At 69.2% G+C, this 26333-nt stretch carries 16 protein-coding genes and 1 tRNA gene; 7 read left to right on the top strand and 10 right to left on the bottom strand.

Going from position 1 to position 26333, the window contains the following annotated elements; genetic code table 11:
- Positions 1-14: 14 nt before the first annotated feature.
- From SCNU_RS07635 to ettA, 4 genes are all read right to left on the bottom strand, one after another.
- Positions 15-719, bottom strand: coding sequence for a DUF8185 domain-containing protein (locus tag SCNU_RS07635; RefSeq protein ID WP_009678781.1), 705 nt, complete (start codon positions 717-719; stop codon positions 15-17).
- Entirely contained in the window at positions 716-1222 is a 507-nt protein-coding gene (locus SCNU_RS07630) for an acyl-CoA thioesterase (protein ID WP_009678780.1), read from the bottom strand. Before SCNU_RS07630 ends, SCNU_RS07635 begins: the two co-directional genes overlap by 4 nt.
- Before the next feature lie 26 nt (positions 1223-1248).
- Positions 1249-5892, bottom strand: a complete 4644-nt coding sequence (locus SCNU_RS07625) for an NAD-glutamate dehydrogenase (protein WP_009678779.1) — start codon at positions 5890-5892, stop codon at positions 1249-1251.
- Between the two features lie 214 nt (positions 5893-6106).
- Positions 6107-7780, bottom strand: coding sequence for an energy-dependent translational throttle protein EttA (ettA, locus tag SCNU_RS07620; RefSeq protein WP_009678778.1), 1674 nt, complete (start codon positions 7778-7780; stop codon positions 6107-6109).
- A gap of 359 nt (positions 7781-8139) precedes the next feature.
- Here ettA and SCNU_RS07615 point away from each other — a divergent pair, with 359 nt between their 5' ends.
- The gene (locus tag SCNU_RS07615) at positions 8140-8541 is read left to right on the top strand and encodes a TIGR02611 family protein (protein WP_009678777.1); all 402 of its coding nucleotides are present in this window, start codon (positions 8140-8142) and stop codon (positions 8539-8541) included.
- A 21-nt stretch (positions 8542-8562) separates the two neighbouring features.
- On the opposite strand, the gene SCNU_RS07610 is transcribed toward SCNU_RS07615, so the two are convergent.
- Positions 8563-10632: a bifunctional copper resistance protein CopD/cytochrome c oxidase assembly protein gene (locus SCNU_RS07610; RefSeq protein ID WP_009678776.1), complete on the bottom strand. Its 2070-nt coding sequence runs from the start codon at positions 10630-10632 to the stop codon at positions 8563-8565.
- 60 nt (positions 10633-10692) lie between these two features.
- On the opposite strand from SCNU_RS07610, the gene SCNU_RS07605 reads away from it, so the two are divergent.
- Positions 10693-10766, top strand: a tRNA-Arg gene (locus SCNU_RS07605).
- Between the two features lie 723 nt (positions 10767-11489).
- Entirely contained in the window at positions 11490-12002 is a 513-nt protein-coding gene (locus tag SCNU_RS07600) for a hypothetical protein (RefSeq protein ID WP_009678775.1), read from the top strand.
- Between the two features lie 9 nt (positions 12003-12011).
- Here SCNU_RS07600 and SCNU_RS07595 read toward each other — a convergent pair whose 3' ends face one another.
- From SCNU_RS07595 to SCNU_RS07585, 3 genes are read right to left on the bottom strand one after another with little or no spacing between them, the layout of a single operon-like run.
- A complete protein-coding gene (locus SCNU_RS07595; protein ID WP_009678774.1) occupies positions 12012-13154 on the bottom strand; it encodes an FAD-dependent oxidoreductase in 1143 nt (380 codons plus the stop codon).
- 5 nt (positions 13155-13159) lie between these two features.
- Positions 13160-13963 carry a crotonase/enoyl-CoA hydratase family protein gene (locus SCNU_RS07590; RefSeq protein ID WP_009678773.1) on the bottom strand — a complete coding sequence of 268 codons (804 nt, stop codon included), beginning with the start codon at positions 13961-13963 and terminating at the stop codon, positions 13160-13162.
- Positions 13960-15093 carry a thiolase family protein gene (locus tag SCNU_RS07585; RefSeq protein ID WP_009678772.1) on the bottom strand — a complete coding sequence of 378 codons (1134 nt, stop codon included), beginning with the start codon at positions 15091-15093 and terminating at the stop codon, positions 13960-13962. Before SCNU_RS07585 ends, SCNU_RS07590 begins: the two co-directional genes overlap by 4 nt.
- 111 nt (positions 15094-15204) lie before the next feature.
- Here SCNU_RS07585 and SCNU_RS07580 point away from each other — a divergent pair, with 111 nt between their 5' ends.
- The 4 genes from SCNU_RS07580 to SCNU_RS07565 all read left to right on the top strand — a co-directional run bounded on the left by SCNU_RS07580 (position 15205) and on the right by SCNU_RS07565 (position 23551).
- Positions 15205-19242, top strand: coding sequence for a bifunctional nitrate reductase/sulfite reductase flavoprotein subunit alpha (locus tag SCNU_RS07580; protein ID WP_009678771.1), 4038 nt, complete (start codon positions 15205-15207; stop codon positions 19240-19242).
- A 577-nt stretch (positions 19243-19819) separates the two neighbouring features.
- Positions 19820-22345: a nitrite reductase large subunit NirB gene (gene nirB, locus SCNU_RS07575; RefSeq protein ID WP_009678770.1), complete on the top strand. Its 2526-nt coding sequence runs from the start codon at positions 19820-19822 to the stop codon at positions 22343-22345.
- A gap of 43 nt (positions 22346-22388) precedes the next feature.
- Positions 22389-22820, top strand: a complete 432-nt coding sequence (nirD, locus tag SCNU_RS07570; RefSeq protein WP_009678769.1) for a nitrite reductase small subunit NirD — start codon at positions 22389-22391, stop codon at positions 22818-22820.
- Positions 22817-23551 (top strand): sirohydrochlorin chelatase, encoded by a 735-nt coding sequence (locus tag SCNU_RS07565; RefSeq protein WP_009678768.1) that lies wholly within the window; start codon positions 22817-22819, stop codon positions 23549-23551. Before nirD ends, SCNU_RS07565 begins: the two co-directional genes overlap by 4 nt.
- Here SCNU_RS07565 and SCNU_RS07560 read toward each other — a convergent pair.
- Together SCNU_RS07560 and SCNU_RS07555 are read right to left on the bottom strand one after the other, a co-directional pair.
- Positions 23514-24662, bottom strand: a complete 1149-nt coding sequence (locus SCNU_RS07560) for a uroporphyrinogen-III synthase (RefSeq protein WP_009678767.1) — start codon at positions 24660-24662, stop codon at positions 23514-23516. The two genes, SCNU_RS07565 and SCNU_RS07560, sit on opposite strands and share 38 nt — an antisense overlap.
- Positions 24663-24681: 19 nt before the next feature.
- Positions 24682-26079, bottom strand: a complete 1398-nt coding sequence (locus SCNU_RS07555) for an MFS transporter (protein ID WP_009678766.1) — start codon at positions 26077-26079, stop codon at positions 24682-24684.
- Positions 26080-26333 lie beyond the last annotated feature (254 nt).

Below are 26333 nucleotides of genomic sequence, written 5' to 3'. Positions count from 1 at the left end.
CGGTCGGTCGTCGCTCACCTGACGGCGAGGTTCAGCACCGACCGCCGCTGGTACACCGATCCGAAGCGGGCGTCGACGCGCACCCAGCTCGACGACACCCGCACGCGGACCGGTTCGCTCGCGGCGATCCGGTCGATCGGCGAGTCCGCGGTGATCTCGTGGCCCGCGGCGTCGCGGACGAAACCCATCGCGGTGAGCGCGAAGACCGCGCGCATCGACACCTTCGCGACGTCGCTCCCCTCTCCGTCGCGTCCGTGACCGCGGACCTCGATGACCGTTTGATCCAGCAGCGACGACGCCGGTCCCAGGGCTCCGGAATCCGTACGCGCGACGTCTGCCCCCTTCCGTGCCAGTTCCACCAGCTCGCGGGCGGGCACGTCGTCGAGATGATCGAAGCCGTCGGCGGGTGGCAGCGCCCCCTGCCAGGCCCCGGGGAGGGCGAATCCGAGCGACACCGGTCCGTCACCGGCCACCGACGCGCTCATCGCCGCGATGTCGCAGACGACGTCGGACGGTGTCACCGCGCCGAACACCGACCGGGTGGCGAGGATGTCGAAGCCGGTCCGGATCCACAGGCCCACTCGACCGTCGGTTCGCTGCTGCGCCCGAAGAACACCCGAATCATCCACGCGCCGTGCACGTTCCAGGAAGGCGGTGACGTCTGTGCGATCGGCCGGACCATGCGGCGTCAGGACGCGGTCGTCGACCGGGCCGGTCACCTGGTCACCGGCTCGCGGAGGAACTGCTGCAGATACGCCTTCTCCGCAGGCGGGATCCGGCGCGGGCGCTGCGTGTCGATGTCGAACGAGACCAGCTGCGTGCTCGCGACCACCGCGGGCTTCGAGTCGGGATCGGCACCGTACGGCCGCACCTCGTAGCCGACGGTGAAGTCGACGGCGCGCAGCTTCTCGACGAACATCGTCACCCGGATCGGCGACTCGTCGTGCCGGATCTGGCCCTGGTACTTCACATGCAGGTCGGCGACGAGGCAGCCCTTGCGCATCTGGGCCGTCGGCTTGTCGTCGTAGAACAGCCACGGGATCCGCGCCTCCTCGAGGAGCGTGACCATCCGGGCGTGATTGATGTGCTGGAAGACGTCCATGTCCGACCAGCGCACCGGCACCGAGACCTCGTAGCCGCGCTCGGTGCGTTGCCCGTCGTCGGCGAAAAGCCTTCGCTCCGCGGTGTTCTCGTCTGCGTCGCGGTCCGTGTGATCAGTCATGTCGTGAGCCTCCCAGGGAACTACTCCTAGCCGACAACACTACGCAACGAGCGGACGGCGACCGACAGGGTGGCGAGGTCCCAGCGATCGGCCGCGACCAGTTCGGCGAGCGTCGACTCGGTGCGCCTGATCATCGCCGACCGCGCTTGCGACCAGTCCGAGATCTTCTGCGCGGCGGGCTCATCCGGCTCGGACAGCGTCAGGATCGCGCGTGTCAGCGACCGCAGTACCGCGTTCAGCTCGTCGCGCAGCGACAGCCGGGCGAGCAGGGTCCACCGGTCGCCGTGCTCCAGCTGCGCGATCTGCGAGGTCAGCGCGTCGATGCCGAACCGCTCGACGACGGCGAACAGCAACTCGCCGACCTCGTCCGGGGAGCGGTCCGAGATCTCGGCGAGGTCCAGCACGTCGAGCAACTGCAACCGGTACGGGCTGATCGCGATCGCCCGGGCCAGCGCCGGCCGGACACCCGCCGCGACGAGAACCGCGCGATGCTCGGCTACCGCGGTCGCGGCGGTGCGGCCGAGCCAGTCGTCGAGCCGTCCGCTCAGCTCCGGCACCCGCCGGTAGCGAGTGGTCTCTGCGGCGATGGCCAGCGGCTGCGGTCGGTGCGCCAGGAACCACCGGGACCCGGCGGCGAGGAGTCCGCGGATGCGGCGTGTGGCGTCGTCGATCGTGGCCGCCGCCACCCTCTCCGACCGCAACTCACCGATCACCGCCGCAATGCCGAATACCCGCATCGCGACCACCGACGCTCGCATGACGTCGTCGACGTCGCTTCCAGACGTCTCGCCGAGCGTGTAGATGTGACTCATGCCGCCGTCGGCGACGATTCGATTGACCAGCACGGTCGTGACGATCTCGCGCCGCAGCCGATGCGTCCGAATGCCCGCCCGATACTTCTCGCGAAGCGGATCCGGGAAGTACGACGACGCCAGCTCGTCGAACATGTCGTTGTCCGGCAGCCCCGATTCCAGCAGCCGCCCCTTGGCGTCCAGCTTCACATGGGCCATCAGCGTCGCCAGTTCGGGACTGGTGAGGCCGCGCTGACGTTCGCCCGCGCGCCTGCGCCGCAGAGCGGCCGGCGTCGGCAGCGCCTCGAGATCGAGGTCGACGCCGATCGAGTCGAGATGCGCCAGCATCCGCGCGTGCAGTTCGACGTCGTCGTCGGCCGTCCCGCGCGCCAGCCCGAGTTCGGCGTTCTGATCGACGTTGTCCGCGAGCACCAGTTCGGCGACGTCGTCGGTCATCGACAGCAGGAGATCGTTGCGGTCGTCGGCGGCGAGCGTCCCCGCCGAGATCTGAGACCCCAGCAGCACCTTGATGTTCACCTCGTGGTCGGAGCAGTCGACGCCCGCCGAGTTGTCGAGCGCGTCGCTGTTGATCCGGACACCCGCCAGATCGGCTTCGATGCGGCCACGCTGCGTCACCCCGAGATTGCCGCCCTCCCCCACGACCTTGACCCGCAGTCGGCACCCGTCCACCCGGATCGCGTCGTTGGCCTTGTCCCCGACCGCGGCGTCCGGCTCGTCCGATGCCTTCACGTAGGTGCCGATGCCGCCGTTGAACAGCAGGTCCACCGGTGCCAGGAGAACCGCGCGGATCAGCTCGGGCGGCGACATCGCGGTCGCCGTGTCCGGGAGGCCCAGCGCCGCGCGGACCGCGGGAGTGATGTCGATTCGCTTCTGCTCGCGAGACCAGACGCCGCCGCCCTCGGAGATCAGTGCGCGGTCGTAGTCGTCCCACGACGACCGCGGCAGCGCGAACAGCCGCGCACGCTCGGCGTACGACGACGCCGCGTCCGGGTCGGGATCGATGAACACGTGCCGATGATCGAACGCCGCGACGAGCCTGGTGTGCCGTGACAGCAGCATCCCGTTGCCGAACACGTCGCCGCTCATGTCGCCGATGCCGACCGCGGTGAAGTCCTCGGTCTGCGTGTCGACGCCGAGCTCCCGGAAGTGCCGCTTCACCGACTCCCAGGCGCCCCGCGCGGTGATGCCCATCGCCTTGTGGTCGTAGCCCACCGAGCCGCCCGACGCGAACGCGTCCGCGAGCCAGAACCCGTAATGCGCCGCGACGTCGTTGGCGATGTCGGAGAACGCGGCGGTCCCCTTGTCCGCCGCGACCACCAGATACGGATCGTCGCCGTCGCGGCGCAGTACCCGCGCGGGCGGTCGTACGGCACCGGTCGCCGGGTCGAGGTCGTCCGTCACCTGCAGCAGCGCCGCGATGAACGCGCGGTAGCAGGCGATGCCCTCGGCGCGATCCGCCTCGCGGTCGGCGACCGGGTCGCCCGTGGGGGCGGCCGGCCTGCGCACCACGAACCCGCCCTTCGCACCCACCGGAACGATGACGGCGTTCTTGACGGCCTGTGCTTTCACCAGACCGAGCACTTCGGTGCGGAAGTCCTCGCGTCGGTCCGACCATCGCAGACCTCCGCGAGCGACATCGCCGTATCGCAGGTGCACGCCTTCGACTCGGGGCGAGTACACGTAGATCTCGTACTTCGGCCGGGGCTGCGGAGCCTGCGGGATGGCTCCGGTGTCGAGCTTGACCGCGATGGTCGGCCGGATGTCCGCAGCGGGGTCGCCGGACGCCGCATAGAAATTGGTGCGCAACGTGGCCTCGATCGCCGCCGAGAGCGCCGACACCACGCGGTCGGCGTCGAGGCTGAGGATCTCGGCGATGCGCTCGCGCACCTCGTCGAGCACTCGTTCGCGCCGATCCGGACCGGCGGAGTCCGGGTCGAAGGTCGCGGCGAACAGCTCCACCAGACCTCGGGTGACCGCGCGATGGTCGCCGAGCACACGAGCGACGTGCGTCATCGCGAAGCCTGCCCCGCACTGATTCAGATACCGAGCGTAGGTGCGGATCATCGCCACCGTCCGCGATGTGAGACCCGCGCGCAACACCAGCTCACCGAGCGCGTCCACCTCCGTGTGGCCGAGCCACATGTCCGAGAACGCGTCCGCGACGCGCTGATCCAGGTCTTCGTCGGCCTCAGGGTCCGCCGGAGCGATCGTCCTGCCGGACGCGGCGACGTGCGGGGCGGGGCGGACGGTGAAGTCGTACACGCCGACCGCGATCCCGTCGGGCCGGTCGACGGTGTGCGGATGCTCGTCGAGGACCGTCAGCCCCAGGCTCTGCAGCATCGGCAGGATGTCGGTGAGCACGGCCCCCCGATCCGCCAGGTAGAGGACGAAACGCCAGGCCGCCGGGTCGGTGCGGTCCAGCCGCACGTGCAGTTCCCCAGGGGCCAAACGGGCAGCGATCGGCAGGTCGACGGCAGCGTCGGCCGGGTCGCGTTCATCGCGGTACCGATCGCTCACCGTCGCCAGCAGCCGTACCACCTCCGGATCTGCGGCACGGACGGCGCGCACCTGGTCCGACCACGTGCGAACCACGTCCGTGAGATGCTTCAGCAGCCCTTCTCCGATGCTCTCGCTGACATCGGCGTCCGACCTCATCAGCACTTCGAGCTGCGCGAGGGGCGAATGCGACAGCTGAGTCAGGAACTCGGTGCCCCCACCGCGCAGTTCACGCTCCAGCAGTCCGACGATTCGCGTGCGCACCGACGTCGAGTACAGCTCGCGCGGCATGAACACGAGGACGCTCGCGAATCCGCCCGACGATCCGTTCCTGGCGTAGAAGCGGGGGTTGCGTGAAGTCTGCGCGTCGATGAGCTCACCGATCCGGCGCGTGAGAACGGCGCTGTCGGTTGTCATCAGCTCGGCGAGCGGATGGGTCTGCAGCAGTTCCAGTGCGGCCCGGCCGCCGTACGAGTCCTCACTCAGGCCGAGGCCGCGGAGCACGTCGGCCACCTTCCCTCGGATCCCGGGGATCGACCGCACGGACTGGTGCCTGCCGATCGACGTGATGGATCCGACCGCCTGATGCTCGGTTCCGTCCACCCGGATGCGCAGCAGGACCGGGAACCGACTCCGAAGCAGACCCGTCGGGAGGAACGCGCGGTCCACCGTGATCGGCTCGTCGCCGGGCAGCGAGTCCGGTCGGGGTGTTCGCGGGTCGCGCCACACTCCGAGTTCGGCGTCCGCAGCCGCGGTCGCGTCGCCGGAGCCGTCGACAGATCGGTAGCCGACCGCAACGAAGTTGTCGCGGACGGCGAACCAGCTGAGGATGTCGGCGTCCTCGTCGTCGGCGCTCAGCGACTCGGCGAGTCGCGCCAGACGCCGCCCGATCGCAGCGGAGTCGGCGTGCACCGCCTGCGCCCGAACCAGGGCCGCGCCGATGTGGGTGCACAGCGCGTCGGTGTCGATCCCGGACGCGACGTCGGTGGTGACGCTGATCCACGATTCCGCGGCGTCGACCTCGTCGATCGGCGCCGCGTCGTCGACCCCGCTGAGCCGCCCCTCCTCGTCGCGGCGCACCGCGAGCACCGGATGGTCGTTGGCGACGATCGTGAGGCCTCGCGAGTCGAGCACCGCGAGCACCGCCTCGACGAGCAGCGGGATGTCGTCGGCGACGATCTGGATCTGAATGGAGCCGTCGGTGAGTTCGGTGGTCCCGACAGACATCTCTCCCGGCTCGCGTGTCTCACCGAGACGCAGGTGGCGCTCCAGCCGATCCCACGACTCCCCGGACACGGACGTCTCATCCGGGATCTCGGAGAAGTAGTAGGCGGCGAACTGTGTGACGGATACGTCGGACACCTCGATCTGCCTCCCTCATCGGTCAAGGCAGAACGCAATTCGGGCCGACCGGCGGTCGGTTCCACCTTGTTCGCGTCGTACGGCAGGTACGTTACCGCGACCGCCTGCGCCGCGGGCGGATCCACGACCGGGTGTCCGGCCACGGGGACGGTGGACGCCGAGAGCCGGCCCACAGTGCGGGCCGGCTCTCGGTTCGTTCGATCGTCGCGGGTGATCAGTCGCGGGTCAGGCGGCGGTGCGTGACGCTGTGCGGACGCGCGGCCTCCGGGCCGAGACGCTCGATCTTGTTCGCCTCGTATGCCTCGAAGTTGCCCTCGTACCAGAACCACTGCCCCTCGGCGACGTTGCCCTCCCACGCCAGGATGTGGGTACACGTCCGGTCCAGGAACCAGCGATCGTGAGAGATGACCACGGCGCAGCCGGGGAACTCCTGCAGCGCGTTCTCCAGCGAGCTCAGGGTCTCGACGTCCAGGTCGTTGGTCGGCTCGTCGAGCAGGATCAGGTTGCCGCCCTCCTTGAGGGTCAGGGCCAGATTGAGGCGGTTGCGCTCACCGCCGGAGAGCACCTCCGACGGCTTCTGCTGATCCGAGCCCTTGAAACCGAAGGCGCTCAGGTAGGCGCGCGACGGCATCTCGTTCTGGCCGACCTCGATGTAGTCGAGGCCGTCGGAGACGACCTCCCACACGGTCTTCTTCGGGTCGATGTTGGCGCGGCCCTGGTCGACGTAACTGAGCTTGACGGTGTCGCCGACCTTGACCTCGCCCGAGTCCGGATCCTCCAGCCCGACGATGGTCTTGAACAGGGTCGTCTTACCGACACCGTTGGGGCCGATGACGCCGACGATGCCGTTGCGCGGCAGCGTGAAGGACAGGTCCTTGATCAGCACGCGACCGTCGAAGCCCTTGTCGAGGTTGCTGACTTCGACCACGACGTTGCCGAGGCGCGGCGGCGTCGGGATCTGGATCTCCTCGAAGTCGAGCTTGCGGTGCTTCTCGGCTTCCAGCACCATCTCGTCGTAGCGGGCCAGACGGGCCTTGTTCTTGGTCTGCCGGGCCTTGGCCCCCGACCGGACCCACGCGAGCTCCTCCTTGAGGCGCTTCTGCAGTTTCTGGTCCTTCTTGCCCTGGACCTCGAGCCGCTCGGCCTTCTTCTCCAGGTAGGTGGAGTAGTTGCCCTCGTACGGGTGCAGCTGGCCGCGGTCGACCTCACAGATCCACTGCGCGACGTGATCGAGGAAGTAGCGGTCGTGGGTGACGGCGAGCACGGCGCCGGGGTAGTTCGCCAGGTGCTGCTCCAGCCACAGCACGCTCTCGGCGTCCAGGTGGTTGGTCGGCTCGTCGAGCAGCAGCAGGTCCGGCTTCTGGAGCAGCAGCTTGCACAGGGCGACGCGGCGGCGCTCACCACCGGACAGGTTGACGACGGGCAGATCGGCGGGCGGGCAGCGGAGCGCGTCCATCGCCTGCTCCAGCTGCGAGTCGAGATCCCACGCGTCGGCGTTGTCCAGGTCCTCCTGGAGCTTGCCCATCTCCTCCATCAGTTCGTCGGAGTAGTCGGTGGCCATCAGCTCGGCGATCTCGTTGAAGCGATCGAGCTTCACCTTGATCTCGCCCATGCCCTCCTCGACGTTCTCCTTGACCGTCTTCTCCTCGTTGAGCGGCGGCTCCTGCAGCAGGATGCCGACGGTCGCCTCGGGATCGAGGAAGGCGTCGCCGTTCGACGGCTGGTCGAGACCGGCCATGATCTTCAGGATCGACGACTTGCCCGCACCGTTCGGACCCACGACGCCGATCTTGGCTCCCGGGTAGAAGCTCATCGTGACGTCGTCGAGGATCACCTTGTCGCCGTGCGCCTTGCGCACCTTCTTCATGGTGTAGATGAATTCGGCCACCGGTTTGCAACTCCTGCCTGCAGCCTGCGCTGCAACGTGATGATGTGGGACTCAATGATGTGATCTGCAGACTCGCACGCCCCTCGGGCGGCTGCATCGCAGTGGTTCGGCGTCCAGTCTATCGGTCGCCCGATGACCGGAGCGCCGCACGCCGGATCGGACGTCGCACCCACCGCGACCACGGGTTTCACAGCGTGTCGGTCGAATCTGTGACACTCCGCCCGCGTATTCCCGTTTCCCAGTGCCGTGTGTCACACTGGGAACCGTCGAGCACAGGCGATCGTTACCTGGGGGTAACCGTCTGACCGCGAAAGCGGCCACGACGAGCTCGACAACGACGACGAGGGGACCTGCCCGACATGCGACTGCGGCTGAAGACCTGGCACCGGAAGCAGCGATACGCGATCCGTCAGCAGCCACTCCTCAACCGCTTCTATCGCTTCGGCGTCGGCGTCGTCGGCACCGTCCTGGTCCTCGCAGGCATGGTCATGATCCCGCTGCCGATCCCCGGACCCGGCTGGGTGACATTCTTCCTCGGCCTCGGTGTGCTGTCGACCGAATTCGAGTGGGCGCACCGGGTGACCTCGTTCATGCGCCGTCTCCTCCACAAGGCGGGCGTCATCACCGCCGACGTCGCTCACGCGGCGCGCACCTGGGCCGCCGGGCACCTCGACTACCACTCCGGCGTGCAGTACTTCCGGAGCTGGATCGAGCACCAGCGGCATTTCCAGCCCGCACAGTTCCAGCTCGTCGCGGCGTAACCGGTCGGCCGGCGGCCGCGCTCAGCCCTTCGGCTCGACCGCGTCGTCTCCGTGCGCTGCCGGCACCGGCGAGTTCATCTCGCGCAACATCTGGTTGTAACTCTCCAGCTCCGCGTCGTCGTCCCGCTCCTCCTTGCGGTCGAATCGGCGGGCCGCACGGTCGTCCTGCCGCCGCCACTGGACCAGCAGTGCCAGCATGACGAGCACGAGCGGGAACTCACCGGTCGCCCACGCGATGCCGCCGCCCATCCGCTGGTCCGCGGCCATGTCGAAGCTCCACGGGTGCTGCAGCGACCGGTAGTACGCCTCGGCGATCACCGTGCCCGTCATCATCAGCGCCACGCCGAAGAACGCGTGGAACGGCAGTGAGCCCCAGACCACGCCGAGCTTCGCCATCGGGCTGATCTGCCGCGGCGCCGGATCGATGCCGATGACCAGCCAGTAGAACAGGTAGCCGCTGACGAGGAAGTGCAGGTTCATCAGCAGGTGCGCCGAGTGATTCTCGACCACCGCGTCGAACAGTCCGCCCAGGTAAAGCACGTAGAAGCTGCCGACGAACAACGTGACCACGATGAACGGGTTCGTGATGAAGCGTGAGTAGGGGCTGTGGATCGCGGTCAGGATCCACTCGCGCGGACCGGGCGGGTTGCCGCGCCCGGCCGGCGGGATGGCTCGCAGCGCCAGCGTTACCGGGCCGCCGAGGACGAGCAGGACCGGGATCAGCATCGACAGCATCATGTGGCTCATCATGTGGATGCTGAACATGGCCGGCGCGTATCGACCGAATCCGGACGACGTCGCGATCAGCAGCGCGGCGCAGCCGAGCAGCCAGGAGACCGTCCGGCCCACCGGCCACCTGTCGCCTCGCTTGTGCAGGCGGTAGACGCCGCGCAGGTAGACGATGGCTGCGACGATCGCGAAGGTGCCGAAGATCAGATCGAAGCGCCAGTCGAAGAGCAGCTTCGACAACGTCGGCGGACCGTCGAGGTTGTAACCGATCTTGAGTTCCATCGGCGAGACGTTCGCGGTGCCGAGCACCGGCGGCGGAGTGCGTGAGAGTCCGGCGCCGAAGCCGAACGCGACCGCGAAGACCACCAGCTCGACGGCGGCGAATCGGACGAACAACGACCGTCGAGGGTCGTCGGTCTCCTCGAGCTCGCGGATCGTGTACTTCCGGTGGAGACCGCCGATCAGGCCGGCGATCACGACCGCCACGAATTTGGCGACGGCCACCAGCCCGTAGGTGGTGGTGAACAGGTCACCGAGCGACATCCGGACCAGCGCGTTGATGACACCGCTGATCCCGACGATGAACAGGCACCAGAACGCGACGCGGGAGTACCGCGACACCGCGAGCGTGCGCCAGCGTCCGTCGCCGAACGCGTATGCCAGGACCGCGAGGAGGCCACCCATCCACAGTGCCGCGGTCACGATGTGCAGGATCAGGCTGTTGGTCGCCAGATCGTGCGCGCCGCCCGACGATGAGTGTCCGAGGAGCGCCGACGGCATGAGCGACAGGAACACCAGCGCCATCGCCAGGAACGTCCAGCCCCAGCGCATCGTCACCCGAGCCACGACCGCGGCGAGGGCGGCGAAGATCGCCGTCCACAGCCAGTAGCGGCCGTCGGCGACCACACCGTAGGCGGTGATCAGATTCTTCGGAACCAGCGTCTCCGACAGCGGCGCTCCGCTGACGTTCGAGATCGACAGCGGGATCATCGCCAGCGCACAGATCACCCAGATGATCATCGACGTCGCGGCCCAGCGCATCGCGCGGAATCCGCCGGCGTCCAGGGTGCCGTCCTCTTGAGCCGGCACGAAGAACGCCGCGAGCACGACGCAGCCGAATCCGATTGCCGCGCTGATCTGGCCGATGACGGTCATCACCGGCAGTCCGTAGGTGGTGAGCCACCCGGGGTCCGGTACACCGGTCAGGCGAAGCGCCGTCGCCGCGGACGCCGCGGTCACGACCACCGCGGCGATCGATCCGACCACGACCAGCAGCGCGATCAGTACCGACCGCACCCCCGAGGGATCGTTCAGCCGGTCGCGCGCTGGCTGCTCCACGGTCGTGGTGGACGTCGCTGTCATGGTCTCCACTGTAGGACGGGATATAGTAGGCCTTCGCCGACACCTGTCGAGGGTCGGCAAGCCTCCATAGCTCAGATGGATAGAGCAAGAGCCTTCTAATCTCTAGGTCGCAGGTTCGAGTCCTGCTGGGGGCGCTCTGACCAGTGAAGACGCCGGTTCGTCGCAGCGGTCTTCCTACCGCTGCACGACGATGCGGAGTGTTGTTCCGACGAGACGGACGTGGCCAGAATCTCAGCGGCGGGCGACGATGATTCCGGGCCCTGCTCAGAAGGGCGGTTCGCCCCAGCTGTCGAGCGCCGCGGTCTCAGCCTCGGCGGCTGCGGCGCACGCCACCGCGGGTTGCGTCGAACAATTATTCGAAATGCGCCGTGCCGGCCAGACCACGCGAAGTCCCAGCATCGATCCTCGAGGGACTGCACCGGACGAGTTCGTGCGAAGGTCCGCCCCAGCCTCGCGTGCCGCCCCAGACTGATCGAGTAGCCCCGGCGCGCAGGCGCCGCGGCGTTATCGAGACCCCGCACGTTGGCGGACTAAGGCTGTCGTTTGGTGCCACCAGGAGACACCGAACGACAGCCTTGACCTCATCACTCACTTCTTTCGTGCCTGGCCTGCGGAAATACGGGACCGTCCTTACAGCCTCGAGGGGCTGCACCCGACACGATGGTGCAGAGGTCCGCCGAGGCGTTATCGAGACCCCGCCGGCGAGCTGCGGTGCACCTTCGGACCACACCGGGCGAGGCGTCGCGTTTTGAGTCTCCCGCCGTGTCGACGGTCCTCGTTTCCACGGTTCTCATGTCCCGGCCCCCGGCGTAGCGTCGATTCAGTCGTCAATCGCATGCACGAAGAGGAGCTGTGACATGAACACTCGAATCGCTCGCACGACGACCGTCGCCGGAATCGGCGCCCTCTCGATGCTCGGCGCGATCGCCGGGCCGGGAATCGCGGATGCTGCTCCCCCACCCACGACCGAGCCCGCGAAGCTCGTGATCGACGGCGACCTCGCGATCGCGCCCGGCGTCCACGTTCTGAACATCGAAGCGCAGGGGACCCGCGACATGCATGGCAAGACCGCGGGCACCTACGTGGCGACCGTCATGGACGGGATGCACAAGACCCCGATCCAGGTGAAGGGTCCGGTGACCTGTATCTGGACCCACGGCGACAGCGCCGCACTGGTGTACCCGATCACCGAGACGTCCCCCAACCTGGTCCCGGCCCAGCTCAGCGGGGCGTACGCGGTCAAGATCAGCGTCCGCAAGGGCAAGATGAGCCACGTCGGAGTCGACGGCCCGATGGCGACGACCGCCTTCCACGGCTGCATGCCCGGTCCGACACCGAACATGTTCGTCGGCGACATCGACATCAGCTGAGACCGCGCGTCATCGAAGCTGACGGGCGAAGGCCTCGCGCCCGGCGACGTGGCCGAGGTGCCGCAACAGGATCGACTCGGGAATCAGCCTGCCGGCCCTGATCGCACGGCCCCACAACATCGCAGGCCGGGCGTTCACGACTGTGCCGATGGTCCGCGACTCCGCCACGATTCCGCGGACACGCCGACGGCGGATCCGCACGTACTCCGACAGTGCCGAAGCCACGTCCGGGTCTCTGCGCAAGACGGCGGCGAGCACCACCGCGTCCTCGATCGCCTGACACCCACCCTGTCCCAGATGCGGACGCATCGGGTGTGCGGCGTCGCCGACGATGACCGTTCGTCCGTCGTGCCACCGGCGGGCGGTCGGGCGGTCGTGCAAGTCGTTTCGCATCAGCGCCGACTCCGGCGTCGCCGCGATCACCTCGGCGACCGGGTCGGGCCAGCCGATGCCGACCCGCGCGACCTCGACGAGCTCGTCATCGAACACGACCCCTTCGGGCGCTTGAATCGTCGCGAACCAATACGTCCGTCCGTCGGCGAGCGGCACCACGCCGAACTGCGACCGCGGACCGATCACCTCCCCGGCGAGTTCCGGGTCGATCGAGGTGTCGGCGAGGCCCCGCCAGGCCGTGTATCCGGTGTACGTGCTCGACAGACGTCCGTTGAAGCCGCGGGCGACGCGGGAGTGCGTTCCATCGGCGCCGACGACCAGATCGGCCCGCATCTCGCCACCGTCTGCCATCGTCACGACCGCCTCGGAGCGGACGGTCCGGACGGACCGCACAGCGACACCGTGACGCACGGAGTCGATGGGCGACGCACTCGTGAGCACCTCGCTCAGCGTTCCCCGCAGAATGACGGCGAGTTCTTCACCGATCGACGCGGCGAGTGCACCTGGCGGGGGCTTCCGAATCCACGTTCCGTCACGCCACCTCAACGCTCCGCCGCCCACGCGTGCCGATCGCGAGCGGACGGCGTCGCCGAGGCCGATCCGATCCAACGCGGCCAGGGCGTTCGGCCAGAGGCTGATGCCCGCGCCTCCGCTCGCCTGCCGTCGAGACTCGAGCACGACCACGTCGTGGCCGTCGCGTGCCAGGGCCGCCGCGGCGGTCAGCCCGGCGATGCCCGCACCCACGACGACCACCCGCACAGCGACTACGCTCCGGTGAACCGTCCGGGCCGCTTCTCCAGGAAAGCGGCGACGGCCTCCCGATGGTCCTCGGTGTGGTGCGCCACCGCCTGCATCGTCGCGGACAGTTCCAGGAGCTGATCGAGATTCTGCTGCGACGACTCCCGCAGCAGCTTCTTCGTCATCCGCACCGCGGCGGGCGGATTGACGGCGATCCGCGCGGCCAATTCACGGGCGGCGGGCAGCAGGTCGGCGGGCTCGACGACCCGCGACACGATGCCCCAGTCGAGCGCCGTCTGGGCGTCCACCCGATCCCCGGTGAGCGCCATCTCCGCGGCGCGCGCCGGCCCGACCACCCGAGGCAGCAGCCACGCGCCGCCGTCGCCCGGGATCAGGCCGAGCTTGACGAAGCTCTCGGCGAAGAACGCGGTGGTCGACGCGATCCGGAGGTCGCACATCAGGGACAGATCGCAGCCCGCGCCGACCGCCGGACCGTTGACGGCGGCGATCACCGGGACCTCGAGGGTGTACATCGCCCGCGGAATCCGCTGGATGCCCTCGCGATAGCCGACGCGCTGCTGGTGCGGAGCCCCGCCGAACAGGCCGACCGCGGCCGCCATGTCCTTGACGTTGCCGCCCGCCGAGAACGCCGAGCCCGCACCGGTGAGGATGACGGCCCGAACGGACTGGTCTCGGTTCACCGCGGCGACGGCGTCGACGAAGGCGTCGATCGCATCGTCCTCGGAGATGGCGTTGCGGGTCTCCGGCCGGTTGATGGTCCACGTGACGACGTCGCCGTCACGCTCCACCAGCAGCACGTCGTCGGTCACAGGAGTTCCAGGATGGTCGCGTTCGCCATGCCGCCCGCCTCGCACATGGTCTGCAGACCGTACTGGATGCCGTTGTCGCGCATGTGGTGAACCAGACGAGTCATCAGGATCGCGCCCGAACCGCCGAGCGGATGGCCCACGGAGATGGCGCCGCCGACCGGATTCAGCACCTCGTCCGAGGCGCCGATCTCCGCCTGCCAGGCCATCGGGACGGGTGCGAACGCCTCGTTCACCTCGTAGGCACCGATGTCCGACGCCTTCAGCCCGGAGCGCTCGAGCGCCTTCTTGGTCGCGGCGATCGGGCCGGTCAGCATGATCACCGGATCGTCGCCCGCCAGAGTGGCGGTGTGCACACGGGCGATCGGCGTCCACCCGTTGGCCGCGGCGATCTCGCTCGTGGTCACCAGCAGGGCACCCGCACCGTCGGAGATCTGCGAGGCATTGCCCGCGGTGATGACGCCGTCGGCGTCGAACGGCGTCTTGAGTCCGCCGAGCTTCTCTACCGTGGTGCCGCGACGGAGACCCTCGTCGGCCGCGAGTCCGCCGGCGATCGGCGCGATCTGCCCCTCGAAGGCGCCGGCGTCCTGCGCGGCGGCGGTGCGCTCATGCGAGCGGGCCGAGTACTCGTCGAGCTGCTGACGACTGAAGCCCCAGCGCTTGGCCATCATCTCGGCGCCGAGTCCCTGGTTGAAACCATCGACGCCGTAGCGGTCGAGGACCGATGCCGGGTAGGGCTTTCCGTCGCCTCGGGCGGCGCCCATCGGCACCCGGGACATCGATTCGACGCCGCCGGCGATGGCGATGTCGTACTGACCGGCGATGACGCCCGCCGCGGCGAAGTGCACCGACTGCTGGCTCGACCCGCAGCGGCGGTCGACGACCGTCGCGGGAACCGACTCGGGCCAGCCCGCCGCCAGCACGCCGACGCGGCCGATGCTGCCCGCCTGATCGCCGACCTGGCTCACGCAACCCCAGATCACGTCGTCCACCGACGCGGGATCGAATCCCACGCGATCGGCCAGCGCGGTCAGCACATGCGCACTCAGGTCACCCGGATGAATCTCTGACAGACCGCCGTTGCGCTTGCCGATCGGCGTACGGACGGCATCAACAATCACTGCATCTCGCATGACGTCCTTATTACCCTAACAAGCGCTCGGTTGGGAATAGCGTCGTGAAGTTGACCTGTCCGTAACGCGGCCCTGCACACACCGAAACAGACTCGCGAGACCGTGGCTGGCATGCCCCCGGAACTTCTGCCGCTGTCGACCGGCGCCTCGCACACGGTCGACACCGTGTGCGGGTACTGCGGCGTCGGCTGCGGACTGACCCTGGAGGTCACCGACGGTGTCGTCTCCGGGTCCCGCGGCACCAAGAGCCACCCGGCGAACCGCGGCCGGCTGTGCACGAAGGGCGCGACGACCGCGGACCTGCTGCGGGCGCCGGGACGACTGACGACGGCGCTGGTCCGCGATCACCGCACCTCGGAGCAGCAGCCCACGGACGTCGACGACGCGATCGCCGAGACCGCGCGAAGACTCACCGACATCCGTGATCGGCACGGGCCCGATTCGATTGCCGTCTACGTCTCCGGCCAGATGTCCCTTGAAGCCCAGTACCTGGCGAACAAGCTGGTCAAAGGCTTCCTCGGGACCAACCAGATCGAGTCGAACTCCCGGCTGTGCATGGCGAGCGCGGGTACCGGGTACAAGCAGTCGCTCGGCGCCGACGGTCCGCCCGGAAGCTACGACGACATCGACCACGCCGATGCCTTCCTGGTGATCGGCTCCAACATGGCCGACTGCCACCCGATCCTCTTCCTCCGGCTCTTGGACCGCGTCGCCGCCGGGGCGAAGCTGATCGTGGTGGACCCGCGCCGCACCGCCACGGCCAAGAAGGCGCATCTCCACCTCTCCGTTCGTCCGGGAACGGACCTCGCCCTGCTCAACGGACTGCTGCGGCTGATCGTCGACGGCGGTGGCCTCGATCGAGACTTCGTCGAGACACGGACGCGAGGATGGGATCAGCTGGCCGATCTGCTCGATGACTATCCGCCCGATCAGGTCTCGGCCACGACCGGCGTCGACGAAGCCGACCTCCGCGAGGCGGCACGAATCCTCATCGGTGCCGAGAACTGGATGACGCTGTGGACCATGGGGCTCAACCAGTCGACCCACGGCACCTGGCACACGAACGCGGTCTGCAATCTGCATCTGGCGACCGGCACCATCTGCCGCACCGGTTCCGGTCCGTTCTCGTTGACCGGACAGCCGAATGCCATGGGTGGCCGGGAGATGGGCTACATGGGGCCCGGCCTCCCGGGACAGCGGACCGCACTCGACCCGGCGCATCGCAGCGACGTCGAGTCCCGCTGGGGGCTGGCACCCGGCACCATCAGCGCCGACCCCGGCGGAGGCACCATCGACATGTTCGAGCGGATGGCGGACGGCCGGATCCGCGCGGCGTGGATCATCTGCACCAACCCCGTCGCCTCGGTCGCCAACCGAGCGACGGTGATCGCCGCACTGCAACGCGCCGAACTGGTGGTCGTGCAGGAGGCGTTCAGCGGAGCGGAGACCGCCCAGTACGCCGACATCGTGCTGCCGGCCGCACTCTGGTCCGAGGCCGAGGGGACCATGGTGAACTCCGAGCGCAGCGTGAGCCTCACGGTGCCCGCGGTGCCGCCCCCCGGCCAGGCGCGTCCGGACTGGCAGCTGATCTCGCAGATCGCCCGGGCGATGGGCTTCACCGAAGGATTCGCGCACTCCGACGCGGCGGCCGTCTTCGACGAGATCACCGGCTTCCACAATCCGCACACCGGCTGGGACCTCCGCGGCGTCGACTACGACCGTCTGCGAACCGGCCCGGTCCAGTGGCCCGCCGCACCCGACGGCCCGGCCCGCAATCCGATCCGCTATCTCGCCGACGACGACGCGCCCCGGTTCCCGACTGCGGACGGTCGTGGGCGATTCCTGGCCCGCCCCCACCTGCCGCCCGCGGAACTCCCCGACGACGACTATCCGATGGTCCTGACCACGGGGCGCGTGGCCCACCAGTGGCACACGATGACCAAGACCGGGCGCGTGCCGAAGCTCTGCCGACTCGATCCGGAACCCTTCGTACAACTGAATCCCGTGGACGCCCGACGGTTCGGGATCGGCCACGGTGACCTGGTCGAGATCCGCTCCCGGCGCGGTCTGGCGCGTGTCCGGGCGCGCGTCGACGAGTCGATCGTCGACGGCGTCTGTTTCGTTCCGATGCACTGGGGCGATTCGTTCGCGGAACTGGTCGCCATCAACGCAGTGACCAGCGACGCCGTCGACGCCGATTCGCTGCAGCCGGAGTTCAAGGTGTGCGCGGTCGCGCTCACCCGCGTATCGAGCCCCGTCCCCGACCCACAGGAGCCGCCCATGACGACCATCGCTCCCCCGGCTGGACCCCCCGCCCTCGCCGACGCGCTCGGCGTCGGCGACGACGGACCCGCGCTCTCGGAGACCGAGCGAGGCTATCTCGCCGGGCTGCTGCGCGGTCTTGCCGCGAACCCGCCGGACGGCTCGGTCCCGACCGTCCCGGACCACGCTCCGCTGGCTCCGGCCACTCGCACGTGGGTAGACGGCGTGCTCGCGGGCTATTTCGCGCGGATCCCGTTGGCCCCGCCCGGGTCGCTCCCGCCGGCCACCGGGCCGGCCCGTCCGCCGATGCGCCTTGTCTGGGCGTCGCAGACCGGCACGGTCGAGGAGTACGCGCTCGAGTGCGCGGCCGCCATGGACATCGCGGGCTTCGAGGTGACCACCGCCCCGGCGGACCGGGTCGGTGTCGGCGACCTCGTCGGCGACGTGCTCTTCGTCGTGTCAACTACCGGCGACGGTGACGCTCCGGACAGCGCCGTCGCCCTGTGGGATGCCCTCGCCGGCGCCAGCGCGCAGGATGTTCACGGGCTGCGCTACGCCGTGCTCGGTTTCGGCGATTCGTCGTACGCCGACTTCTGCGGGTTCGCGCGCAAGCTGGACGCCCGTCTGCAGACGCTGGGCGCCCATCGGATCTGCGCACCGGCCTTCTGCGAACCGGACTACGCGTCGACTGCCATGACGTGGTCGAGTGCCGTCGTCGCCGCCGTCGCGAACCGGGGAGGCTCCGACGACACGACGCCCGAAACCGAGGGGAGCGTCGCGTACTCCCGGAAGAATCCGTTTCCGGCACGCGTGCTCGAGAACTCGCTGCTCACCGACCCCGCCGCGGACAAGACCGTGCGCCGCATCGCATTCGAGCTGCCGGCCGGCACTCTCGAGTACTCCGCGGGCGACGCGCTCGGGGTGTGGCCGCGCAACAGTGCCGCGCTGGTCGATGAGTGGTTGGCACTCACCGAACTCACCGGCGATCAGCTGGTCACCGTCGACGGCGTGGAGGTCGAACTGCGCGCCGCACTCACGGAGAGCTACGAGATCGCCCGCTGCACCCGGGATCTCGTCGCCTTCGTCGCCGCCCGCAGTGAGGATGCCGAGCTCGCCGACCTGCTCGACGACCCGACTGCGTTCACCGACTGGGCGTGGGGAAGGCAGTCGGTCGACCTGCTGACGACCCATCCGGTCCGCGCGTCCGCGGCCGAGTGGCTGGGGGTGTGCCGACGTCTGCAACCGCGGCTCTACTCGATCTCGTCCAGTCCGGCCGCGCACCCCGACCGGGTGGAGGCGACGGTGTCGATCGTGCGGTTCGGCGAGTCCGGCGCCCAACGTCACGGCGTGTGCTCCGGCTTCCTCGCCGAGGGCGGTGACGACGGCATGGCGAGCGTCTTCATCCAGTCCAACAAGAACTTCGGTCCGCCGGCCGACCCCGCGGCACCGGCGATCATGATCGGACCGGGCACCGGAATCGCACCGTTTCGCGGGTTCCTGCACGAGCGATCGGCCACCGGCGCGACGGGCGACAACTGGGTCTTCTTCGGGGAGCGTCACCGCGAGAGCGGCTTCTACTACTCCGACGAGCTCGCGGAGTTCCAGCGCACCGGGTTGCTGACTCGGCTCGACGTCGCCTTCTCCCGCGACCAGCCGGACAAGGTCTACGTCCAGCACCTGATGGCAGAACGCGCCGCGGACATCTGGGACTGGCTACGCCGCGGTGCGCACGTGTACGTCTGCGGCGACGCGAAGCACATGGCGCGCGACGTCGACGCGGCCCTGCGGTCGGTCGTCGCCGAACACGGCCGCCTCGCCCCGTCCGGCGCCGACAGCTACCTTCGCGCACTCGCCGCGGACGGCCGTTACGTCCGCGACGTGTACTGACCCGCGGTCGACCGAGCGCACCTCCCGCCGGTTGAGCGAGCGCACCCCGCTGCCCGCCGGTTGAGCGAGCCCATCTCCCGCCGGTTGAGCGAGCGGAGCGAGTCGAAACCACCGCCACCCGGGCTGGGACTCCAAACGACTTCCAGCACAACGCACCGGGTTTCGACTCGCTGCGCTCGCTCAACCAACAGAAAAGCCACCACAAACAACCCCGCACAACGGAACCGCCCACCCCGCCGGTTGAGCGAGCGCACCTCCCGCCGGTTGAGCGAGCGCAGCGAGTCGAAACCACCGCAGCCCAGGCTGGAACCCCAACGACTTCCAGCACAACGCACCGGGTTTCGACTCGCTGCGCTCGCTCAACCAACGGGAGACGCTCGCTCAGCGGGAGAGGCTCGGTCAACGGAGACGCCCGCTCAACCAACGGGAGACACTCGGCCCAGCGGCCAGGGTGCGCGAAACCTCACCGAAACCCGGTGCGGGACTCGTCATCTGACGGCAACCCGAGGCGAGCGGCCTCGCAACATCGCCGCGTCAGGCTGAGGGCCATCGGAGGACGAATGGAAGGACCCAGCGTATGAGCAGCAGCAAGACCGCGGTCGTCATCGGACACGGCATGGTGGGACACCGGTTCGTCGAGGCCCTGCGCGCCCGCGACACCGACCGCGAATGGCAGGTGGTGGTCCTCGGCGAGGAGGCCGATCCAGCCTACGACCGCGTCGGTCTGTCGAGCTACGTCGGTGCGTGGGACCGGTCCGCGCTCGCACTGCCCGGCAGCAGCTATCCGGACGACCCCGACGTACAGCTTCGGATCGGCGAACCGGTGGTCACGATCGATCGGGAACACCGCCTGGTCCGAACCGCCGCCGGCCGCGAGATCGGCTACGACGCACTGGTCCTCGCGACCGGATCCCGGGCGTTCGTCCCACCGGTGCCCGGGCACGACACCCCCGGCTGCCACGTGTACCGCACTCTGGACGACCTCGACGCGATCCGCGCCGACGCCGACCGCGCGATCGCCGCCGCATCCGGCGCGAGACCGGTGGGCATGGTGGTCGGCGGCGGGCTGCTCGGCCTCGAAGCGGCCAACGCACTGCGGCTCATGGGGCTGGCTCCGCACGTCGTCGAGGTCAATCCGCGGCTGATGCCGCAGCAGGTGGACACCGGAGGAGGCGAGCACCTCGCGCGCATGATCGGCGAGCTCGGCATCGACATCTCCCTGTCGTCGGGGACCACGTCGATCGAACCCGCCGACACCGGACTCAGGGTGACCCTGGCCGACGGCACCGTGGTCGACGCGGCTCTCCTGGTCTTCGCGGCCGGTGTCCGCCCGCGCGACGAACTCGCCCGGGACTGCGGGCTGGCGACCGCGGAACGCGGCGGCGTGCTGACCGACGCCCACTGTCTGACCAGCGATCCGGCGATCTACGCGATCGGCGAGGTCGCCGCGATCGACGGACGCTGCTACGGGCTCGTCGCCCCCGGCTACGCGACCGCCGAGGTCGTGGCCGACCGCCTGCTCGGCGGCGGTGCGGCCTTCCCCGGCGCCGACATGTCGACCAAGCTCAAACTGCTCGGCGTCGACGTCGCCAGCTTCGGCGACGCCCTCAGCACCACGCCCGGAGCACTCGACGTCGTGGTCTCCGATCCGATCGGCGGCGTGTACGCCAAGTTGGTCCTGTCCGACGACGCGTCGACGCTTCTCGGCGGGGTCCTGGTCGGCGATGCGAGTGCGTACGGTCTGCTGCGGCCGCTCGTCGGCTCCAGCCTGCCGGGCGACCCCGTGAGCCTGATCAGCCCGGCCGGCGACGCCCCCGCCCTGGGAGTCGGTGCGCTCGGCGACGACGCGCAGATCTGCTCGTGCAACGACGTCTCGAAGGGCGCGCTGTGCGCCGCGATCGCCGACGGAGCGTGCGACGTCTCAGCGCTCAAGAGCTGTACCGGTGCGGGCACGTCGTGCGGTTCGTGCGTGCCGCTGCTGTCGCAGATCCTGGCCGAGGAGGGAGTCGAGCAGTCGACTGCGCTGTGCGAACACTTCGCGCAGTCGCGTGCCGAGTTGTTCGAGATCATCCGGGCCTGCGACGTCCGTACCTTCTCCGGGATCGTCGAACGGTTCGGAGCGGGAACCGGCTGCGACATCTGCAAGCCGACCGTCGCCTCGATTCTCGCGTCGATCGGGTCCGGACACATTCTGGACGGTGAGCAGGCGTCGCTGCAGGACTCGAACGACCACTTCCTGGCGAACATTCAGCGCAACGGCACGTACTCGGTGGTCCCGCGAGTGCCCGGCGGCGACATCACCCCGGAGCACCTGATCCTGATCGGCGAGGTCGCGCGCGACTTCGGCCTCTACACCAAGATCACCGGTGGTCAGCGAATCGACATGTTCGGTGCCACCGTCGATCAACTGCCGCTGATCTGGCGCCGGCTGGTGGACGCGGGCATGGAGTCCGGGCACGCGTACGGCAAGTCGTTGCGCACGGTGAAGAGCTGTGTCGGTTCCGACTGGTGCCGCTACGGCCAGCAGGACTCCGTCCGCATGGCGATCGACCTGGAGCTCCGTTACCGAGGGCTGCGGTCGCCGCACAAGATCAAGATGGGCGTGTCCGGATGCGCACGCGAATGCGCCGAGGCGCGGGGCAAAGACGTCGGCGTGATCGCCACGGAGAAGGGCTGGAATCTGTACGTCGGCGGCAACGGCGGCATGACCCCGCGACACGCGCAATTGCTCGCGGGCGACCTCGACGACGCGACGCTGGTCGCCTACATCGACCGCTTCCTCATGTACTACATCCGGACCGCGCAACGCCTCGAACGCACCGCCGCGTGGCTCGACGGGCTCGACGGCGGCATCGACCGGCTCAAGTCCGTGGTGATCGACGACTGTCTCGGACTGGCCGCCGACTTCGAGGCCGACATGGAGCGACACGTCGAGTCGTACCAATGCGAATGGAAGGGTGTGCTCGACGATCCCGACAAGCTGCGCCGCTTCGTCTCGTTCGTCAACGCCCCGGACGTCCCGGACCCGACCGTCGCGTTCGGTGAGAGCCACGGCCGGCGAGTGCCGGTCCTCCTCGGCTCACCCGCGCTCCCCCGCGATTGACCCGCCGCACCCGATCCGCCTCACCCGATCCGAAAGGCACGTGATGACCATCGACTTCGACCTGCACCGCTGGACCCGCGACTGGACCGCCGCGTGTCACCTCGACCGGCTCGAGCCCCTCCGCGGCGTCGCCGTCCTCCTCCCGGACGGTGCCCAGGTCGCCCTGTTCCGCCTGGCCGACGACACCCTGCGCGCAGTCGGCAACATCGACCCGATCGGGCGGGCCGCGGTGATCTCCCGCGGCATCGTCGGCGACCGCAACGGATTCCCAGTCGTCGCCTCGCCGTTGAAGAAGCAGGCGTTCAGCCTCATCGACGGCCGGTGCCTCGACGCGGCGGGGGTCCGAATCCCCGTGTACGGCACCCGGATCGCGCTCGACGGAACCGTCTTCGTCGCGAACTCCCCCGCGATCCGGTTCGGCTTCCGACCCGAGGGGTTCGGCACCGCGCGGGCCTCCGATCGGGTGGCCGGATGACGGTCCTGCTCGTCGCTCACGGCACACGCGATTCGCGCGGGGTGGAGTCGGCGTACCGACTCGCCGACGCCATCGGCCGGCGACGCTCGGAATCGGTGTCGGTGAGTTTCGTCGACGTCGTCGGGCCGTCGCCGAGCGAGGTGCTCGCCGAACTCCCCGACGGTCCGGTCACCGTGCTGCCCGCCTTCCTCGCTCGCGGGCACCATGTCCGGGTCGACGTCGCACGCCACGTCGCGAGAGTGGACCGTCCGGTCCGCATCGCCGCTGCCCTGGGTCCGTCGCGCATGCTCGCGCTGGCCCTCATGATCCGCCTGGCCGAGGCCGGGACGACGCGCAACGAGGCCGTCGTCCTGGCCGCGGCCGGGTCCTCGGATCCGGCGGCGCATCGGGATGTCGAGGACGCGGCGCGCCTGCTCGCCGCTCGGCTCGGCGCACCGGTGCGGATCGCGTTCGCGTCAGCGTCGCCGGACGGCCCGTACCGCTCAGTCCCCGAGACGGTGCGCCTGATGCGCGAGAACGCACCGCACCGCCGGATCGCGGTGGCGTCGTACCTTCTCGCGGACGGCCTCTTCCAGCGCAGACTCGATGACAGCGGCGCGGATGTCGTCGCGCGTCCGCTCGGGCTGGCCGAGCCCGTGATCGACCTGGCGTGCGCCCGGATCGCCGCGGCCCAGCCGCAGCCGGAGACCCGGATCAGCGATCGTCGACGGCGAGCCGGTATCCCCGTTTGACGACGGTCGCGATCATCTCCCGATGAACCAGCGACGCCCGTAGCCTGCCGATGGCGACCTCCACCGCGTGCTCATCGTCCGAGCCGATCACCGAGAGCAACTCCGCGCGGGAGACCACGGCGCCGACCTGGCCGGAGCTGCGGGGTTCGGCGAGCGCCTTCAGCAGTCGCAGGCTCGAACCGGACACCTCGCAGACTTCACCGTCGACCACTGCTGCGGCGGCGCGCAACCCGAGCCGATGTCCGGCGACGAGCAGTTCCGGGTCGCGCTCGGGCAGGTCCTCGGCCACGAGCCGCGCCAAGGCACCCAACCGCATCCGCTCCGGCCACGACGTCGTGACACCCGCGATCTCCAGCGGTGCCGCGGTCACCGGCCCGACGCAGTACACCGCCACCGGGCCCTGCAACGCGGTCAGCAACCGATCCTGTTCGCCGAGCTCGCGTGCGCGGGTCATCATGGACACCGCCGCCGGACCGGACGTGAACGTGACGGCATCGATCCGGCATGCCGCGACGTCGGCGATGAGTGCGTCGAACGCATCGAGGTCGGCCGGCCTCTGCCAGCTGTAGACCGGTACCGACACGACCTCCGCACCCATCGCGGCCAGTCCGTCGACGAAATCCCGATTCGGATCCCAGTCGTCGATCGCGCCGTGCAGCTGAACCGCCACGCGCCGGCCCTCGACGTCCTCGGGCCGCAGGTGAGCCAGCACCTCAGCCGAGGACTCCGACTCGGGCGACCACTCCTCGCGCAGCCCGGCGGCTCGCAGCGCTCCGGTCACCTTGGGACCCCGGGAGATGATCCGCGCGCCGGCGAAAGCAGCCATCAGATCGTCGGCCAGCCCCCACTCGTCCGCCGCCTCGATCCAGCCGCGGAATCCGATGCCGGTGGTCGGGATCAGCAGATCCGGCGGCGACGCGATCACTGCCTCGGTCCCGGCGCGCAGCGCCGGGTCGTCGGACAGGGGGATCATCTCGATCGCCGGCGCCGCACTCACTCGCGCGCCTCGTCTGGTCAACAGCGCGCCGAACTCCTCGGCGCGCCGCGCGGCGGTGATGGCGACGGTGAACCCCGCCAGTGACGGCGGGGTCGACCGGGCTGCGTCGCTCATCGGAGCCGTCTCGCGGAGTTCATGAGGACAGCTTCGCAGACTGCCGGCTCGAGGTCATCTCGCCCGTCCCGCGCGGGACGCCGACATACGCGCGCCAGGTCACGATCGCCGCGAGCAGATAGAACGCCGCGAAGACGATCACCGCGACCGACGCCGAACCCGAGCTCAGGTACGACTGCCGCAGCACCATGTTGATGCCGACGCCGCCGAGTCCGCCGACTGCGCCCGCGATGCCGATCACCGCGCCGGACATCGAGCGCGAGTACGCCGCGCGTCCTGCCTCATCGATCGGGAGAGTGCGCGATTTCGCCTCGAACACCGACGGAATGATCTTGTACACCGAGCCGTTCCCCATGCCCGAGAGGACGAACAGGGCGACGAAGCCGATCACCTGCACCACGATCGATGCGCCGGAGGCCAAGAGCAGTCCGGCTGCGCAGATCATCGCCGCGAAGACTCCGAGGGTCACTCGGCTGCCGCCGACCCGATCGGCGAGTCGGCCGCCGTAGACCCGCGCCACCGATCCGAGGAGCGGGCCGATGAACGCGATCTGCGCGGCGTGCAGCGAAGCCTGCGCCGGTGTGTCGCCGTGGTCGAGGAAGTTGAGTGCGAGCACCTGGGAGAACGCGAACGAGAAGCCGATGAAGGACCCGAAGGTCCCGATGTACAGCAGCGCGATCAGCCAGGTGTCCCGATCGGCGACGGCCGCGCGCATCGCGCCGAGATCGACGCCCGGCCCATTGAGGTTGTCCATGAAGAGCGCCGCGCCGACCGCGGCCACCGCCAGGAGCACGAGGTACACCGCGCACACCCAGTACGGCTCGCGATCGCCGGCCCACGCGATCACCAGCAGCCCCACCAGCTGAACCGCTGGCACGCCGAGGTTGCCGCCACCGGCGTTGAGCCCCAGTGCCCAGCCCTTGAGTCGCTGCGGATAGAAGGCGTTGATGTTCGTCATCGACGACGCGAAGTTGCCGCCGCCGACACCGGCGAGCGCCGCGCAGACCAGGTACATCCACAGCGGCTGCCCGGGATTCGCCAGCAGCACGATCGTCGCCGACACCGGCACGACGAGCACCAACGCGGAGAAGACCGTCCAGTTCCGCCCGCCGAACCTCGTCGTCGCGAGTGTGTAGGGGAATCGCAGCAGCGACCCGGTCAGCGTCGCGACCGCACCGATCAGGAACTTGTCGCCTGCGGAGATCCCGTAGACGTCGGTCGGCATGAACAGGACCATCACCGACCACAGTGTCCACACCGAGAACCCGACGTGCTCGGCCACCACCGACCAGATCAGGTTCCGGCGCGCGACCGCCGATCCGCCGGCCTCCCATGCGACCGTGTCCTCCGGGTCCCATCCCGTGAGCGACGTCGTCGCCCTCCTGCACCGCAGACTGCGAACTGCTCCGATACTCACGCGTCCTCCTTCGCCCCCCGGCCCGGCGGCCGAGTCGGCTCCGACCGTACGAACACCGTGTTGCGGGCACCGGCCACCGCGATCACGCGCAGGTAATGAATGCCTCACGGCGGCCCGGCCGATCGGGTGAGGGGCCGGAAACACGACACGGAGACACGACAGAGATGCGCTCGCGGAATTGCCAGAGACCTGTCAGTTCAGCGCCAGAGGCTCCACAGATCGGATTCATAGATTCATTCATGTCGGACGCGAGA

This window comes from Gordonia neofelifaecis NRRL B-59395 (genome assembly GCF_000192435.1).
In the GTDB taxonomy this organism is placed as follows: Bacteria; Actinomycetota; Actinomycetes; order Mycobacteriales; family Mycobacteriaceae; genus Gordonia; species Gordonia neofelifaecis.
Note: the sequence above shows the minus strand (reverse complement) of the source record. Positions and strands in the feature narration are given on the sequence as shown.

Excerpts from the sequence above, each read along its gene's own strand:
- SCNU_RS07630 (WP_009678780.1), bottom strand. The coding sequence starts at position 1,222 with ATGACTGATCACACGGACCGCGACGCAGACGAGAACACCGCGGAGCGA.
- SCNU_RS07615 (WP_009678777.1), top strand. The coding sequence starts at position 8,140 with ATGCGACTGCGGCTGAAGACCTGGCACCGGAAGCAGCGATACGCGATC.
- SCNU_RS07610 (WP_009678776.1), bottom strand. The coding sequence starts at position 10,632 with ATGACAGCGACGTCCACCACGACCGTGGAGCAGCCAGCGCGCGACCGG.
- SCNU_RS07600 (WP_009678775.1), top strand. The coding sequence starts at position 11,490 with ATGAACACTCGAATCGCTCGCACGACGACCGTCGCCGGAATCGGCGCC.
- SCNU_RS07585 (WP_009678772.1), bottom strand. The coding sequence starts at position 15,093 with ATGCGAGATGCAGTGATTGTTGATGCCGTCCGTACGCCGATCGGCAAG.
- SCNU_RS07580 (WP_009678771.1), top strand. The coding sequence starts at position 15,205 with ATGCCCCCGGAACTTCTGCCGCTGTCGACCGGCGCCTCGCACACGGTC.
- nirB (WP_009678770.1), top strand. The coding sequence starts at position 19,820 with ATGAGCAGCAGCAAGACCGCGGTCGTCATCGGACACGGCATGGTGGGA.
- nirD (WP_009678769.1), top strand. The coding sequence starts at position 22,389 with ATGACCATCGACTTCGACCTGCACCGCTGGACCCGCGACTGGACCGCC.
- SCNU_RS07565 (WP_009678768.1), top strand. The coding sequence starts at position 22,817 with ATGACGGTCCTGCTCGTCGCTCACGGCACACGCGATTCGCGCGGGGTG.
- SCNU_RS07560 (WP_009678767.1), bottom strand. The coding sequence starts at position 24,662 with ATGAGCGACGCAGCCCGGTCGACCCCGCCGTCACTGGCGGGGTTCACC.